The sequence below is a fragment of the Jiangella muralis genome (assembly GCF_001270745.1).
In the GTDB taxonomy this organism is placed as follows: Bacteria; Actinomycetota; Actinomycetes; order Jiangellales; family Jiangellaceae; genus Jiangella; species Jiangella muralis.
Genome location: NZ_LFXL01000037.1, coordinates 16430 through 33321, shown reverse-complemented (window position 1 = coordinate 33321; position 16892 = coordinate 16430). Strand labels below are relative to the sequence as shown.

At 73.8% G+C, this 16892-nt stretch carries 10 protein-coding genes; 4 read left to right on the top strand and 6 right to left on the bottom strand.

All coding sequences use genetic code 11. The features are described 5' to 3' along the window. Window positions 1-28: 28 nt before the first annotated feature. A complete protein-coding gene (locus tag ACW62_RS26660; RefSeq protein WP_053207159.1) occupies window positions 29-2572 on the bottom strand; it encodes a YfhO family protein in 2544 nt (847 codons plus the stop codon). Window positions 2573-2723: 151 nt separating this feature from the next. Here ACW62_RS26660 and ACW62_RS26655 point away from each other — a divergent pair, with 151 nt between their 5' ends. Both ACW62_RS26655 and ACW62_RS26650 read left to right on the top strand, forming a co-directional pair. Next, window positions 2724-3662: a glycosyltransferase family 2 protein gene (locus ACW62_RS26655; protein ID WP_053207158.1), complete on the top strand. Its 939-nt coding sequence runs from the start codon at window positions 2724-2726 to the stop codon at window positions 3660-3662. Further along, the gene (locus ACW62_RS26650) at window positions 3659-4054 is read left to right on the top strand and encodes a GtrA family protein (protein WP_053207157.1); all 396 of its coding nucleotides are present in this window, start codon (window positions 3659-3661) and stop codon (window positions 4052-4054) included. Before ACW62_RS26655 ends, ACW62_RS26650 begins: the two co-directional genes overlap by 4 nt. Window positions 4055-4056: 2 nt before the next feature. Here the strand turns inward: ACW62_RS26650 and ACW62_RS26645 are convergent, their stop codons facing one another. The 4 genes from ACW62_RS26645 to ACW62_RS26630 all read right to left on the bottom strand — a co-directional run bounded on the left by ACW62_RS26645 (window position 4057) and on the right by ACW62_RS26630 (window position 12452). After that, window positions 4057-6180 (bottom strand): SpoIID/LytB domain-containing protein, encoded by a 2124-nt coding sequence (locus ACW62_RS26645; RefSeq protein ID WP_053207156.1) that lies wholly within the window; start codon window positions 6178-6180, stop codon window positions 4057-4059. Between the two features lie 15 nt (window positions 6181-6195). Continuing rightward, window positions 6196-8205, bottom strand: coding sequence for an FG-GAP-like repeat-containing protein (locus tag ACW62_RS26640; RefSeq protein ID WP_053207155.1), 2010 nt, complete (start codon window positions 8203-8205; stop codon window positions 6196-6198). A 115-nt stretch (window positions 8206-8320) separates the two neighbouring features. Next, the gene (locus ACW62_RS26635; RefSeq protein WP_157575000.1) at window positions 8321-10963 is read right to left on the bottom strand and encodes a glycosyltransferase family 4 protein; all 2643 of its coding nucleotides are present in this window, start codon (window positions 10961-10963) and stop codon (window positions 8321-8323) included. A 181-nt stretch (window positions 10964-11144) separates the two neighbouring features. Further along, the gene (locus ACW62_RS26630; RefSeq protein ID WP_053207153.1) at window positions 11145-12452 is read right to left on the bottom strand and encodes a nucleotide sugar dehydrogenase; all 1308 of its coding nucleotides are present in this window, start codon (window positions 12450-12452) and stop codon (window positions 11145-11147) included. Between the two features lie 110 nt (window positions 12453-12562). Between ACW62_RS26630 and wecB the strand changes: the two genes are divergently transcribed. Together wecB and ACW62_RS26620 are read left to right on the top strand one after the other, a co-directional pair. Continuing rightward, window positions 12563-13633, top strand: coding sequence for a non-hydrolyzing UDP-N-acetylglucosamine 2-epimerase (gene wecB, locus ACW62_RS26625; protein ID WP_053207152.1), 1071 nt, complete (start codon window positions 12563-12565; stop codon window positions 13631-13633). Further along, window positions 13630-15804, top strand: a complete 2175-nt coding sequence (locus ACW62_RS26620) for an acyltransferase family protein (protein ID WP_053207151.1) — start codon at window positions 13630-13632, stop codon at window positions 15802-15804. The genes wecB and ACW62_RS26620 overlap by 4 nt, the downstream gene beginning before the upstream one ends. Here ACW62_RS26620 and ACW62_RS26615 read toward each other — a convergent pair. Next, a complete protein-coding gene (locus tag ACW62_RS26615) occupies window positions 15728-16870 on the bottom strand; it encodes an acyltransferase family protein (protein ID WP_205629627.1) in 1143 nt (380 codons plus the stop codon). The two genes, ACW62_RS26620 and ACW62_RS26615, sit on opposite strands and share 77 nt — an antisense overlap. Window positions 16871-16892 lie beyond the last annotated feature (22 nt).

Genomic DNA, 16892 nt, shown 5'->3' with positions numbered 1-16892 from the left:
ACGGCGACGCCGCCAACGATCGCGCACCTCACGAGGACTTCTCCTGCTCTACCACCCACGCGTCCCGTCGGCGGCGCTGCACGAGACCGACCACGCCCAGCGCCGCGACGACCGCCAGTGCGGCAGCGCCGACGGCGAGGCCCATGCGCAGGCCGCGCGGCCGGTACTCGCAGGACACGTCGGTCACCCCGGCCGGGACCGGCAGGGCGATCAGCCCACCGGCCGTGGTCGGGGTCGTCGCCGGTCCGTCGCCGGCCGAGCAGCGCCAGCCGGGCGACCGGATCACGCCGAGGACAACGGTCGACGGCGTCGAGGACGGGGGCAGCGTGGCCGCGACGCCGTGGCCGGTCACGTCGATGGACGTGGGCGCGCCGGCTCGCAACCCGGCCACCGCGTCAGACAGCGCCGTACGGTCGAGGCAGCCGAGCGGGCTGGCCGGCAGCCGCGCCGGGCCGTAGACCCGGAGCTTCACTTCGACGGCGCCGTCGGCCCCCGCCGTGCCGACCCGCAGCAGTGGCGCGCCGTTGTACACGCCCGGGGCGCGGGTGCCCTGCCCCAGCACCGCACGCCAGCCGGTGTCGGCGGCGAGCACGTCGCCCACGAAGGCCGGCGCCGCCATGTACACCTCGGTGCCTGCCGGGCACGACGCCGTCACCCGCAGCTCGGCCGGCTCCCCCACAACCGCGGGGGACAGCAGCGAGTCGCGGCGCCGCCCGATCACCGTCAGCGCCGGGTCCGGGACCAGCTCGACCCGCGGGACGGTGTAGACGTCGGCGCCGAGCGCGGTCTCCTGGTGCCCGAACGGCGCCGGGTCGGGCGACGTCCAGGGCTCGGCCGGGCGGACGGTGACCAGCGGCGCCACGTCGGGGTTCTCCGCTAGCCGGAGCGTCCCGGCGTCGTCAGTGACCACCCGGGCGCCGACGGCGAACACGGCGTCGACGACCGGGTTCGCGGGGTCGACGTTGGCCCGCACGTACGCGCTGTACCCGAAGCCCAGCCCGGCCAGCGCCACGGAGACGTCGTCGGGAATGGTGCTCGAGTAGTACTGCGACCCCTGCCCGCCCAGCAGCATGGGGTCGTTCTGCGTGACGTACGCGCCCGGCGACACGCGCGCCTCCGGCCACCGGTCGGCACCCTGGACCAACGCCCTGACCTGGTCGTTCTCGTCGCCCCAGACCGGGTGTGTGCTCAGGATCCGCGTCCGCGCCTCGTCGATCGCCACCGCCCCCGCCGTCGCCTCGACGATGACGGCGGCGCCGACGACTCCCGCGGCCACCGCGGCGACCCAGGGCCGCCCGCGCTCCGTGAACCGCCAGGCCAGCCAGGCGACCAGCGCGACGGCCGCGACCACCGGGACGACGACCCGAGTGGTCGGCGTGACGAACGGGCCGGACCGCACGGCGAGGTAGAGCCCGCCGACCAGCACCAGCGGCGCCAGCACCGGCGCGACGCCGCGCAGCCCGGCCGAACCGGAGATCCAGCCGGCGATCACCAACAGCCCCGCCACCACGAACGCCTGCCGGAACGGGCTGCCGTTGGGGGTGTCGAATCCATGCCACACGGCGTGCGTCAGCGCGACCTGCATGCTCAGCACCGTCAGCCCCACCGCTCCCGTCCACACGAGCCGCTCGCGCCACGGCACCGCGCGGTTGAACGGCAGGCTCACGGCCAGCAGCAGCAGCACCGTCCCGACCGCGAGGCCGGGACTGGATCCGACCCCCTCGGTGCCGGCCAGCAGTCGCGACAGGAAGTCGCGCCAGTCCATGGCGTGGAACTCGGTCTCCGGGCTGGGCCGTGCGTACCGCGCCGCCCAGAACATCGGCACCAGCAGCGGCGCCGCGAGGCCCATGCCCGCGACGACGGCAACCGCGCAGCGCAGCAGCCCCGCCAGCCGCGTCCGCCACGACACGGACGACTCCCACGACAGCACCCGCACCAGCACGACGATCGCCGCGCCGATGGTGGCCATGTAGACGGTGTAGAACTGCGACGTCCACAGCAGCGCCACCACGAACGGCGTCACGCAGACCGGCAGCCACGACGATCGCCGCCGCAGGATCCACTCGCACAGCAGGCACAGCACCGGGAACGCCACCAGCCCGTACAGCCAGACGGTCAGGTACGCGCCGTCGTCGATCGCCCACCCGCACAGCGCGTAGGAGGCCCCTGCGACGACGGAGAGCCAGGCCGGCCCGCGCGGGCGCAGCAACCGCAGGTAGGCCGTCATGGCGGCCGCCGCCAGCGCCAGCGCGACGACCGCGATGACGAACAGCGCGAGGTCCATGCCGTCGCGCGGGAACAGCAGCACCAGCCAGGACAGCGTGCTGCCGAGGTAGGACAGGTAGTCGCCGAGGAACGGGACGCCGAACCCGCTGGACCAGTTGAAGACGAGGTCGCCGGCCGCGTCGCCGGTCAGCACGTCGCGCAGCCGCCCGTGGACGGGGATCAGCTGCTGGCCGAGGTCGTTGGTGTTGCGCGACACGTCGCCGAACGGGAACGTCCCGCGGATCGCCCCGCTCGCCACGAAGGCGGCAGCGGCCAGCACCGCGGCCGCGACGGCGGACAGCAGCACGCGATGCAACCTCGCAGGCGCTTCGTGCGTATACACAGTGCTTGCACCAATCCATCGGCTCCGAACTCAGAATAGCGCAAACCGTATCACGGCATTCAATACATGTTGACAATGCTGTGGTGCTATACAATCCACGGTAAGGGGAATTCGGGTGATCACCTCGATCGTCGTGCCGTGTTACGGCGAGGCCGACGGGCTGCCGATTCTCTACGCGCGGCTGGTCGCCATGTCGGAGACCGTTCAGACCGACATGGAATTCGTCTTCGTCGACGACGGCAGCACCGACGACACACCCACGGTCCTCCGCAAGCTCGCGGAATCCGACACCCGCGTGAAGTACATCGCGTTGAGCCGGAACTTCGGCAAGGAGGCGGCCATGCTGGCCGGCCTGCGAGCGGCTGGTGGCGACGCCGTCGTGATCATGGACGCCGACCTGCAGCACCCGCCCGAACTGGTCCCCAGGCTGCTCGACGAGCACCTGGCCGGCGCCGACCAGGTGGTGGCGCGGCGGGACCGTACCAACGACTCGCCGCTTCGGCGCAGTCTCAGCCGCCTCTACTTCCGGGCGGTCAACTCCGTCGTCGACGTCCGCCTGGTCGACGGCGAAGGCGACTTCAGGCTGCTCAGCCGGCGCGCACTCGACGCCCTGCTCAGCATGACCGAGCACAACCGGTTCTCGAAGGGTCTGTTCGCCTGGATCGGGTTCCCGGCGGCCGTCGTACCGTTCCAGAGCGGACTACGCGAACACGGCAGGTCGTCGTGGTCGCTCGTGAGCCTGGTGAACTACGGCCTCGACGGCATCCTCTCGTTCAACAGCAAGCCCCTGCGCTCAGCGATCCATGCCGGCCTCCTGCTGGTGATCGCATCGGTCGGCTACCTCGTCTGGCAGATCGTCAACGCGCTCACCGTCGGGGTGGACACCCCGGGGTACGTGACGTCGATCGCGGCGATCATCGGCCTGGGCGGAGCCCAGATGATCCTGCTCGGCGTCGTCGGGGAATACGTCGGCCGGATCTTCCTGGAGACCAAGCGCCGGCCCCACTTCATCGTCAAGGAATCGAACATCGACCCACCGCGTCTACCGCGATGATCGGTCAGGCGCTGAGATTCGTCGTCGTCGGCGGTATCAATACGGCGACCTATTACGCGTGCTATCTCCTGCTGCGTGAGTGGATCGGGTATCTGCCAGGGCACGTCGTCGCCTTCGTGCTGTCCACCATCGGATCGTTCTTCCTCAATACGCTCTACACCTACAGAGTCAGGCCGACGCTGCGGCGGTTCCTCCTCTTCCCGCTGTCCACCGTGGCCAATTTCGTCGTGACGACGACCGGCGTCGTCGTGCTGATCGAGTACGCCGGAATGGACGAACGGGCGGCTCCGCTCGTCGCGGCGGCCATCGCGATACCCGTCACCTTCGTCGTGGCGCGGCGGCTGCTGGTCGGCCGGAAGGCCACGGTGATCGGCTTGGGAGACTCACCCTAGGCTCAGCCGAGCGCGTCGACCACGGTCCAGCCGGTGCCGATGCGCCGGACGGCGGCGATGTCGCCGCGGCCGTTGCCGGCGTAGAACCAGAGGGCGCCGTCGGCGGCGCTGCGGGCGATGAGGTCGGCCCGCCCGTCGCCGTCCCAGTCGCCGGGGGCGACGAGGGCGTTCATGCCGGCCCAGCCGTGCCCCACCCGGCTCGCGGTGCCGAACCCGCCGCGCCCGTCGCCGGGGAAGAGCCAGAGGGTGCCGTCGCCGCGACGCCGCGCCACGAGGTCGGCGTGGCCGTCGCCGTCGAAGTCCGGGCTGCCGGTGATCAGGTTCCAGGCGCTCCACCCGGTGCCGATCGGCCGCGCCACCCCGAAGCCGGCCCGGCCCGCTCCCGCGTACAGCCACAGGTCGCCGGACCGTGACCGCCGCGCCAGCAGGTCCGTCCGCGCGTCGCCGTCCCAGTCGCCGGGCGTCGCGAGCCCGTTCATGCCCGCCCACCCCTGCCCGATCGGCCGTCCGGAGGCCCCGCCCGCACCGTCGCCCGAGTACAGCCACAGGTCGCCGGACCGCGACCGCGCCACCAGATCGGCCCGCCCGTCGCCGTCCCAGTCGGGCGTGACCAGGATCGACGACATGCCGTGCCAGCCGGCGCCTAGCGACCGGGTCGGGCCGAAACCGCCCGCGCCGTTGCCCGGATACAGCCACAGCGACCCGTCGGACGAACGCCGCGCGACGAGGTCGGCGCGGCGGTCGCCGGTGAGGTCGTGCCCCGCCCCCGCGACGCCGCTGACCCGCCACCAGTCGCTGCGCAGCCCGAGCGCCGACCGGAACGCCTCGCCGCCCACCTCGACCGACCCCTCCGTGCCCGTCACGACCACCGACGTGGTCCGCCCGCCCCACGCGCCGTGGCCGTTCCGGGCGTCGACCCGCAGGGTGACCGGGCGGCCGACGCGCGGGAAGGCGGCCGCGACGGCGCGCGCGGTCAGGGTCGTGCGCCAGCGGTGCGGCGAGCCGGACACCACCCCGTCGTACTCGTCGGCGAACGCGCGCAGGTACGGCCGCGACCCGCGCATCGTCCACCCGCCGTTCGCGGACGTGAACTGGGTGAACGCGGGCTCGCCGTCGTACAGCAGGATCCGCTCGGCGGTCGCGCCGACGGCGGCGTCGCTGGCCGGGTGGTCGTAGCGGCGGATGAGGTCGCCGCCCGCGGTGTAGTCGGCGGCGCCGTTGAACACCTGGCAGCGGGTGCTGTCGCAGGTGTCGTACCAGGAGCCGGGTTCCTCGGCCCGCTGCCAGCGGGCGTACGTGCGGGCCGCGACGGCCTGCGCCTGCAGCGCCGCGGCGGGCCAGCTGGCCGGCATCTCCGCCGGCACGACGCTGCGCAGGTACGACTCCAGCGACGTGGCCACGCGGGTGCCGACGCCGGAGCCGGTGGCGACCGCCTCGACGGCGCCGCGGTACTCGCGGTGGGTGGAGCCGAGGACGAGGCGGACGGCGCCGGCCGGCGTGGTGAACGCGATCGGCGCGGCGTGCGCGGTGGCCCCGCCGATCGCCGTCGTCCGCCAGCTGCCCGCGTACCCCTGCAGCACCAGCCGGCCGCCGTCGCGGACCACCCGCCAGGCCGTCACGCGGCTCCCGGCCAGCGACGACGGCAGCGTCAGCGCCGCGTCACCGGCGGTCGCCGTCAACCCGCGGGCCGGGGCCACCCGGGTCTCGCCGTCGTCGTCGGCCGTGATGCGGACCCGCAGCCGGATGTCGTCGCGCAGTTCCAGCGAGGTGCCGCGGTAGTAGTGCGCGAGGATCCGCCCGTAGCCGAGGCCGCTCGCCGCCGCCCCGTACGCGCCCCACTGCGACATCCCGCGGCCGTGCCCGTAGCCGCGGCCCTCCAGCACCAGCTCGCCCGACGACGGCCAGCGCACGGTCTCGACGGCGGGGTCGACGGGGAGGTCCAGCTCGCCGGTGAGGCCGTCCGGCAGGTCGTCCGGCACCGCGGCGGGCGGTTCGGGGGCGGCCTCGGCCGCCCACTCCGCCAGCAGGTCGGCCGGCACCCGGGTCGACGGGGCCGGCGCCGGGTCCGCCGGGGTCGTCCCCGAAGCGATCAGCAGCGCCGTCAGCGCCAGCGCGACGCCACCCACCCGTGTGCCCGTCGCTCAGCTGCGCAGGTCGAAGGCGTTCCAGCCGGAGCCGATGCTCCGGCTCGGCAGGAAGCCACCCGTACCGCTGCCGGGGTAGAGGAGCATGGAGCCGCCGGCCGTCCACACGACGAGGTCGAGCACGTAGTCGTCGTTGACGTCGCCCGCCGCGGCGATGCCGGTGAACCCGGCCCAGCCGGTGCCGATGGTGCGGGCCTTGCCGAAGCCGCCCTTGCCGGTGCCCGGGTAGAGCAGCAGGGCGCCGTTGGGCAGCCGGGCGATGAGGTCGACGGCGCCGTCGCTGTTCCAGTCGCCGGCCCCGACGATGGCCGTGAACGAGCCCCAGCCGGTGCCGATGGCCCGCGCCGTGCTGAAGCCGCCGCGGCCGTTGCCCGGGTACAGCATCAGCACGCCGTCGCGGCGGCGCGCGATGAGGTCGACCCGGCCGTCGCCGTCCCAGTCGCCCGGCGCGACGACGTAGGTGAAGCCGGCCCAGCCGGTGCCGATGCGCCGCTGCGCCGAGAACCCCTGGCCGGACCGGCCGGAGTAGAGCCACAGCCCGCCGGACGCGCTGCGGGCGATGACGTCGTCGTGGCCGTCGCCGTCCCAGTCGCCGGGCAGAGCGACGGAGATCATCGACGACCAGCCCGTGCCGAACGAGAGGCGGTTGCCGAACCCGGCGATGGTGCCGCCCGGCCAGAGCCAGAACGAGCCGTTCGAGCGCTGCCGGGCCATGATGTCGGACCGGCCGCCGCCGTTGACGTCCCGGCCGCTGGTGGAGTCGCCGCCGATGCCCATCTGCCGCAGCGTGCCGGACCGGATGGTGCTCAGCCGCGCGTACAGGGCGTCGCCGGGGCAGGCCGTGGCGGCGGCGTCGCGGTGCCCGGCGATGGCCGGCCACGCCTCGCCGTCGTAGTTGACCTGGCGCAGCGGGCGGATGCCGTGGATGCGGAACTTCCACCCGAACAGCCGCGCGTACGCGCCGAGCATGACGCTGGACGGCGCGGTGTTCTCGTAGCTGCCCAGCGCGGACGCGGCGAACGCGTCGTCGTTGTAGCCCTGGGTGTGCGCGCCGATGACCGCGCGGTCGACGCCGCCGTAGCGGCCCTCCCAGATGCGGCCGAAGCGGTCGATGACGAAGTTGTAGCCGATGTCGTTCCAGCCGCGGGACCGCACGTGGTAGACGTAGATCGACCTGATCAGCGCCGGCACATCGGCCGAGCTGTAGGAGTTGGCGCTGACGGTGTGGTGCACGAACGCGCCGCGCGCCTCGCCGTAGCTGGGCGGATCGGCCCGCATCGACTCGTCTGCGCCCCACTGCGCCCGGCTGTAGATCGTCGGGCCGCCGTTGACGGCCAGCTCCGGCGCCTCGACCCGCGCGGCCGGCGCGGTCCCCGGTTCGACGAGGTCCAGCCGCAGGTCGGACGGGCGCCGGGCGCCGGACTGCGCGCCGTCGACGCGCACCTGGATGCCGTCGGACGCCGGCACCAGCAGCGGGTCGGTCCCGTTGCGGGCGGACGCCGCCTCGGCGGTGCCGGGGTCGGGCTGGTGGTCGTCGCCGCCGGGCAGCTCGTACCACTGCGACCACTCGCCGTCGGAGCGCACCCGCGCCCACGCCCGCACCGGCGCGGCGCCGGTCCAGGTGACGGCGGCCAGCCGGAACGGCCGGACGGTGTACTCCTCGGAGTAGACGAGCGGAATCCGCGCGGTGAGGTCGCTGAACTCGCGCGGCGTGCCGCCGGGCGCCGGCGGCAGGCTGGGCAGCCGCCCGAACCCGCCGGCGGCGACCGGGAGGCCGATCGTCTGCAGGTCGTCGGCCACCGGCGCGCCCGCGGCCGTCGGCGCCGCCGGGGTGCCGGACGCGGATGGCGTCCCGGCGCTCTCCGGCGCGGCATCCAGCGCGGCATCCGGCGTCGCAACGCCCGGCGACGACGTCGGCGGCACCGGCGTCGCGCCCCACGAGGGCACGGCCGGCGCCATCGCGAACGCGACGAGCGCGCCCGCCAGACCCGCGTTGATGACCTTCACGACTCGTCCCCCGCAGACCAGCTGTGATGCTTCAGATGACTACTGACGCATCAACAGTCGCACCAGTCACACGTGTCACGCAACCGATTGGGGTGAATCGTTCGGACGATTCCGATCAGTCCGCCACGCCCAGGAACGGCGCCAGGACCCGCGCCGATGCCCGTCCGTCATGGAACCGGCGGACGTAGTCGGGCCCGGCCGTGGCCGTCTTGCCCGCGGCCTCGCGCTCGGCGACCAGCCGCTCGACGACGGCGCCGAGGTCGTCCGGCGTGGCCTCGACGATGGGCAGCTCGGCCGGGATCGCGGCCCGGACGTGCTCGGCGACGTGCCCGACGGTGACCCGTCCGGCCGCCATCGCCTCGCAGGCCAGCACGCCGTACGACCCGAGCGCCAGCTGGTCGACGACGACGTCGGCGGTGCGCAGCTGGGCCATCAGCTCGGCGTGCGCGACGCCCTCGATGCGCCGGTACTCGATCAGGCCGCGGTCGTGCAGGTCGCGCAGGACGGGGTCGGCGGCGGCCGAGCCCTTGAGCGCGCCGCGCGACGGTGCGTGCAGCACCACCGGTACCGGCCGCTCCAGCACCGGGCGATCGGTGGCGAGGTCGTCGACGTCGACCACGACCGGCAGCCACTGGGCGCCGTCGAGGAAGTCGACGAGGTCGGGCGTGGTGACGAAGCGCGGGCCGTCGAAGTCGCGCAGGTGCCCGAGCACGACCCGGGTGGCCTGCTGCAGCCGTTGCGTCAACGGGTCGTCGGGGTCGGCGAACGGCGAGTGGCGGAACAGCTCGCGGTGCCGGCGCGGATCGCGGATCTCGGACCCGTGCAGGATCACCCCGGCCGCGATGCCGGCCGCGCGCAGCGTCGGCAGGTCCTCGACGAAGAGCTGGCCACGGGCCTGGCCGAGCACCGGGCGGGCCGCCTCGAACAGCACGTGGGTGGCGGTGCGCAGGACGTGGTCGGCGAACTCGACCACCCAGGCGGCGTCGTGCTGGAACCGCTCGGCCGCCACGACGTGGTCGGCGCGGAACGCGAACGAGCCGGACTCGGTCATGAGGTTCTCGGCCGTCGCCGGCGGCGCGTACCGCTCGACGGCGCGCGCCCAGCGCCAGCCCTGGCCGGCGCTGTTGGACGGCCCGATCAGCAGGTGCGGCACGCGGTCCCCCGCGACCGGCGCCGACGCGGTGGCCGGCGCGGACGCCGTCGGCGCCGTTCCGATCAGGTCGGTGTACAGCTCGCGCAGGTGCTGCGCCTGCCCCTCCCAGGACACCTCCTGGCGGAACTCCGGCCGCTCCAGCCGGGCGCGGTACGGCGCCGGGTCGGCGAGGACGGCGTGCACCTTGGCCGCGAGGTCGGCGGCGTCGCCGACGCGGTACACCTCGCCGATACCGGACTGCCGCATGAACTCCGTCAGGCTCGGCATGTCGCTGGTGACCACCGGCAGCCCGGCGAACGCGTACTCGAACACCTTGTTCGGCAGCGCCATCTCGTGGCTGGGGTAGCGCAGGATCGGGATCAGCCCGACGTCGGCCGACGACAGGAACGCGACCACCTCGTGCGGCCGCACGGGGTCGAGGAAGTGGACGCGGTCGGCGACGCCGAGGCGTCCGGCCAGCGCGCGCAGCTGATGCACCGGCGCGATCTCGATGTGCGGGACGGACACGACCGCCAGGTGGACGCCGGGCAGCGACGGCAGCGCCTCGACGGCGGTCTCGACGCCGCGCGCCTTGGTGACGCCGCCGCTGTAGACCAGCAGCGGCACGTCCGCCGCGAGACCGATGCGGGCGCGCAGGCCGGGGACGTCGTCGCCGGTCAGCTCGGTCATGCTCGGCGAGTTGATGACGACGGTGGGCTCGCGGTCCAGGCGGTACCGCTGCCGCAGCGTGCGGGCGATGGCCGGGCTGACGGTGACGACGCGGTCGGCGCGGCCGATGTACTCGCGCTCGTGGTGCGCCCAGGCGGCGATGAACCGCGGCGTGCGGGGGCCGTAACGGGACAGCCCGGGGACGTACTCGTGCGCGTCGTAGACGACGGCGACCCGGCGGCCGGCGGCGCGGGCCCGCTCCGCCGCGCGCACCCCGACCCCGATGACGTGCATGTCGTGGGCGTGGACGGCGTCGGGCGCGAGCTGGTCGAGCAGCGGCCCGAAGGCCAGTTCGTAGTCGTAGGCCTGCGGGTGCACCAGCCGCCAGCGGGCCGGCCACGGCGTGCGCGCGGCGACGCCGTCCCACGCCCGCCAGCCGAACCGGAACAGCTTGTCGGCCCGGTTGCCGACGCCGGCGCGCAGCCAGGCGGCCCGCTCGGCGGCGGTCAGCCGGAGCGCGGCCAGCCGCGCGCCGACGCCACCGCGCCCGCCGCGCCCGCCGCCGGACCGGCCGGTCAGCTCGACGCGCCGCGCCTTGAGCACCTGCTTGCGCGCCGACTGGGCCGACTTCGCCGGGTAGCCGATGTACGGCGGGCGCCAGTCGCGGTGCGAGCGGCGCTTGCGGTCGCGCTCATCGCGCAACTGGAACGCCACCGGCACCCGGACCACCAGCACGTCGCCGAGCAGCTCCAGCGACCGCCGGCCGTCGGCCGCAACGCCCAGCACCGTGACCCGGTACCCGGCGTCGGCGACGGCCTGCGCCTCCTTCTTGACCCGGCTGTCGGTGACGACGTCGTTGGCCACCAGCATGACGACGTGCGCCCGGGCCGGCTGCCCGTCGCCGCCGACGGACCCCGACGTGCGCGGTGCCGACGTGCTCGATTCTGGGGTAGTCATGACCCGCCCCTACCGGGTGGGACCCACCCTACGGGCGGGCACTGACAGAGCGCGCGCCGACGAAACGGACCCGGACCCCACGCAGGCGAACAGACCGAAACCCCGCCGAACGGGCCCCGCCCCGCCGAGCGCCGGCCGGACGGCCGCACACGGGCCCGTCCAGCCGGCGCCGGGACGATGATCATGCCGGTGACGACGCCCGGCCCACGACGATGCGGGTGACGCCGTCCCAGCGGGCGGCGTCGGTGACGTCGCGGCCGTCGACCAGGATCTTGGCGCCCGGGACGTCAGCGGCGCCGACCTCGGCGTACTCGGGGTGGTCGGCCTGGACGACGACGGCGTCGGCCGGCTCGCCCAGGTGGTACGGCGCGAAGCCGAGCCCGCGCAGTTCGTCGTCGGTGTACATGGGGTCGTGCACGAGCACCTCGGCCCCCCGCGAGCGCAGCGCCGCCACCGTCGGGAAGACGCCGGAGAACGCCGTCTCCTTCACCCGGCCGCGGTACGCCGCGCCCAGCACGACGACCCGCAGGCCGTCCAGCGAGCCACCGGCAGCGGCCTCGACCAGGCCGACGGTGTACTCGGGCATGCCGACGTTGGCCTCACGCGCGGCGCGGACGACGGTGGCGTCGGGGTCGGTCCACAGGTACAGCCGCGGGTAGACGGGAATGCAGTGGCCGCCGACCGCGATGCCGGGCCGGTGGATGTGACTGTACGGCTGCGAGTTGGACGCCTCGATGACCTGGAAGACGTCGATGCCGTTGGCAGCGGCGAACCGGCCGAACTGGTTGGCCAGGCCGATGTTGACGTCGCGGTAGGTGGTCTCGGCGAGCTTCGCCATCTCGGCCGCCTCGGCGCTGCCGAGGTCCCAGACGCCGTTGCCGCGCGGAAGATCGGGGCGGTCGTCGAAGTCGAGGACGGCCTCGTAGAACGCGCGCGCCTGCTCGGCGCCGGCCGGGGTCAGCCCACCGATCAGCTTCGGGTACTTGCGGAGGTCGGCGAAGACCCGCCCGGTGAGCACCCGCTCGGGCGAGAACACCAGGTGGAAGTCGGTGCCCTCGGTGAGCCCGGACACCTTCTCGATCAGTGGCCGCCACCGGTTGCGGGTGGTCCCGACCGGCAGCGTGGTCTCGTAGGAGACGAGCGTGTCCGGCGTCAGGTTCTCGGCCAGCGACTGGGTGGCGGAGTCCATCCACCCGAAGTCGGGCTCGCCGGTGGTGTCGTCGACGAACAACGGCACCACGAGGACGACGGCGTCGCTGCCGGGGACGGCGTCGGCGTAGTCGGTGGTGGCCCTCAGCCGGCCGGCGCTCACCACCTCGGCCAGCTTCTCGGCCAGCTGATCCTCGCCGGGGAACGGCTCTTCACCCTTGTTGACGAGGTCGACGACGGTCCTGTTGACGTCGACGCCGATGACCTCGTGACCCTTGGCGGCGAACTGGACGGCTAACGGCAGCCCTATCTTGCCCAGGGCGACGACGGTGATTCTCACGTATGACCTCGGTCGTGATGGCGGATGCGGTCCGGCGTATAGGCTACCGGGGTTGGCGCGCGGCCTTGCCCCGTGTCTGGGTCGTGCACAGGTTTCGAGGACGGACTTCCATGCAGGTGCTCAGCATCGTCGGAGCCCGCCCGCAATTCGTCAAGCTCGCTCCCGTGGCCGAGGCCTTGACGGCGGGCGGACACGAGCACGTCATCGTGCACACTGGGCAGCACTACGACGCGAACATGTCCGACGTGTTCTTCGCCGACCTGCGCATCCCGGCCCCCGACGTGCACCTGGGCATCGGCTCGGGCAGCCACGGCACGCAGACCGGCGCCATGCTGGCGGCGTTGGACGGCGTGCTCGCCGACCGCCGCCCGGACTGGGTGCTCGTCTACGGCGACACGAACTCCACCTTGGCCGCAACGCTGGCCGCGGTCAAGCTCCACCTGCCGGTCGCGCATCTCGAGGCCGGTCTCCGCTCGTTCAACCGGGCGATGCCGGAAGAGCACAATCGGGTACTGACCGACCATGCGGCCGACCTCCTGCTCGCGCCCACCGACGTCGCGGTGGCGAATCTCGCCCGCGAGGGGCTCGCCGAGCGCACCGTCCGGGTCGGTGACGTCATGACGGACGTCTGCTTCCGGGTCCGCGACGCCGTCCGCGACACCCCGCCGGAGCTGCCGTCCGGCCTCGAGCCGGGCGGCTACGTCGCGGCCACCGTCCACCGCGCCGAGAACACCGACGACCCCAAGCGGCTGACGGCCGTGGTCGAGGCGCTGGCCGGGCTGCCGGTGCCGGTGCTGCTGCTGGCGCACCCGCGGCTGGTGGCCCGCTGCCGCGAGTTCGGCATCGAGCTGGACCGGCCGGGCAGCGCCCTGCACACCGCGCCGCCGCTGCCGTACCCCGGCATGGTCGCCGCCGTGCTGCACTCCGCGGGCGTCGTCACCGACTCCGGCGGCCTGCAGAAGGAGGCCTACCTGCTGGGCCGCCCGTGCAGCACGCTGCGCACCGAGACCGAATGGCTCGAGACCCTGCAGGACGGCTGGAACGTGCTGGTGCCCGAGCCGGCCGACCTCGCCGACGCCGTCACCCGGACGGTCCCATCGGCGCCGCAGGGCACCCCGTACGGCGACGGCCACGCCGCCGGGCAGGTGGTCGAGGCACTGCTGCGCGGCGGCGCGGCATGAGCACCGACGCCCAGGTCCGCCCGGAACAGGCGCCCGAGCCCGCCGCGCCGGGCAAGCAGCCGCGGGCGGCCACGGCGACGGGCGCCCCGGCGGCCCGGCACCGGCCGGAGATCCAGGGGCTGCGCGCGGTCGCCGTGCTGCTGGTGGTGTTCTTCCACCTCTGGCCGACGGAGCTCAGCGGCGGGTTCGTCGGGGTCGACGTGTTCTTCGTGATCTCCGGCTACCTGATCACCGACCACATCCACCGCGAGACCCAGCGCACCGGCACGCTGTCGCTGCGCCGGTTCTGGGCCCGCCGCATCCGCCGCCTGCTGCCGGCGTCGCTGCTGGTCCTGGCGTTGAGCGCGGTCGCGACGGTGACGCTGCTGCCGGCCACCGAGTGGGCCAACACAGCGCGCCAGCTGGCCGCCAGCGCGCTCTACGTCGAGAACTGGGCGCTGGCCGACGATGCCGTCGACTACATGGCCCAGGACAACGCGCCCACGCTGGCGCAGCACTACTGGTCGCTGTCGGTCGAGGAGCAGTTCTACGTCCTGTGGCCGGTGCTGGTGCTGGCCATCGTCGTGCTGGGGCGGCGCGCCTGGATCCGGTGGTCGACCCGGCGGCTGCTGGCCGGCGGCATCGCGGTGCTCGGCGCGGCGTCGCTGACCTGGTCGATCATCGCCACCAACGCCGACCCTGCCGCCGCGTACTTCGTCACGCCCACCCGCATCTGGGAGTTCGCCGCGGGCGCACTGCTGGCGCTGCTCGCCGTGCGCCCGGCCCGCCGCGGCATCGTCCGCGCGCTGATCGCCGCCGCCGGGCTGGCCGCCATCGTCGTCGCGGGCGTGGCGTACGACGGCGCCACGCTGTTCCCCGGCTGGGTGGCGCTGCTGCCGGTGCTCGGCACGGTCGCCGTCATGGCCGCCGGCCCGACGAAGCGGCGGTTCGCGCCGCACTGGTGGCTGACCCGCCGCCCGGTCACGTTCGTCGGCGACATCTCCTACTCGGTGTACCTGTGGCACTGGCCGCTGATCGTGGTGCTGCCGCACGTCACCGGCACCGAGCTGCGCTGGGGCGACAAGCTGGGCATCTTCGCCGCCACGCTGGTGCTGGCCTGGCTCAGCAAGGTGTACGTCGAGGACCCGCTGCGCACGCGGACGTTCCTCGCCGCGGCGCCGTGGCGCTCGTTCGCGTTCGCCGTCGCCGGCATGGCCGTGGTCGTGGCCGGCACCGTCGCCGTCACCAACGACCTCGACCGCCGCGAGGCCGAGGCGGAGGAGCGCGCGGAGGCCGTCCTGTCCGCCGACGCCGTCGCCGAGCCGTGCGTCGGACCGGCCGCGCTCGCACCCGGGAGCGACTGCGACCCGATCGGGTCCGGCCCGCTCATCCCGCCGCCCGAGATAGCCGTCGAGCAGAACCGGCGCTCGGACTATCAGGAGTGCCAGCAGGCCATCACCGAGCCCGACGTCATCCGCTGCGAGAAGGGCTACACCGGGCCCGACCCCAAGCGCGTCATCGCGGTGGTCGGCGACTCCCACGCCACCCACTGGCTACCGGCCATCGAGCTGATCGGCGAGTCCAGCGACTGGACCATCGTCACGTACCTGAAGAGCTCCTGCCCGGTGACGGCCGCGCGTCGCGAGCTCGACTCCGAGCAGACCGGCGAGGCCGCCGACAGCTGCGACCGGTGGGTGCGCGAGGTCCGCGACGACATCGCCGCCGACGACACCATCTCCATGGTGCTGACGTCGTCGTACACCACCGCCTACGACTTCACCGACGCCCGCGGCACCGAGTTCGACGACCCCGCCCACGACGGCTTCGCGCCGATCTGGCAGGAGTGGACCGACTCCGGCAAGGACGTCGTCGTGCTCCGTGACGTGCCGCCGACGCAGGGCGAGTACGTCCCGACCTGCCTGTCGGCGCACCCGGGCGACGTCATCGACTGCGCCACGTCCGCCGCCGGCCTCCCCGACGACGCCGCCGTCGTCGAGGCCCAGCGCCTCGACGACCCCAAGGTCCACGTCGTCGACCTCACCGACCGCTTCTGCGACGACGAGTACTGCTACCCGGTGGTCGGCGACATCATCGTCTACCGCGACTACAGCCACCTCACGCGGGAGTACGCCGCGGCGCTGGCTCCGGTGCTGGGGGAACGGCTGAACCAGGCGATGACGCCGGAGGACTGACGGCCCGGCGCCCCGGCCAGCGGAACAGCCAGCCCAGCCCGGCGCGTCCGGCGAGATCGTAGAAGCCGACCGCCACCGCCGTCACCAGCACCGCGAACGCGGGCACGAACAGGAAGTCGACCACGACGTTGTCGAGGTCGCCCAGCGGGTCGGCGCCCGCGCCGCGTGCCGCCCACACCGTCGCGTGGATCAGGATCGGGTGCAGCACGTAGATGGCCAGCGTCCGCCGCGACAGGTAGCCGGCCAGCCGGCGGATCCGGCCGAACCGCGCCAGCGCCACGGCGGCCCAGACCGACGCCAGCACGCCCACCGGGGCCAGGAAGAACTCGACGCCGCCCGGCGCGTGGTCGTAGTAGAACAGGTAGGCCAGCAGCGCGTAGCCGGCCACGGCCGCCACCAGGCCGGCCGGTCCGCCGGCCGTCGCGATGCCGCGCACCAGCGCCGGCAGGTAGGCGCCGGCGAAGAACCAGACGGCGAACGTCGCCAGCCGCATGACGTTGACCGTCCCCGACTGGTCGCCGTTGGCGTCGACCACCGTGCCGATGGCCGGCGCCGCGGCCAGCAGCACCAGTGTGCCCACCAGGACCGGCACCGGGTACCGCCGCAGCGCCTTGGCCACCAGGAGGAACACGATCAGCAGGCTCAGGTACCAGTAGGCCAGGCCGCCGAAGGGCAGCATGCGCAGGTTGTACCAGAACCACGTGCCGGGGTCGTCGGGGAACGAGGCGTGCACCCACACGAACCCGAACACGACCGTCCACAACACGTACGGCCAGAGCAGGTCCAGCACCTTGCCGCGCAGCACCCGCGGCCATGGGCGGGACAGCGCCGACGCCGCCAGCAGCCCGGACACCAGGAAGAACACCGGCATCCGCACCGGCACCAGCACCATGTTGAGGTCGAGCCACGGACGGGTGGCCGGGCCGACGGTGCCGGGCGCGACACCCAGGCCGACCCGGCCCACGTGGTAGAAGACCACCAGCACGATGGCGGCGGACTTGGCGATGTCGACCCAGGCCAAGCGGTCGGCGCCCGTCGCCGGGCGTCCCTCCGAGCTGGCATGCACCGTGCCGTGCACCACCGGGACC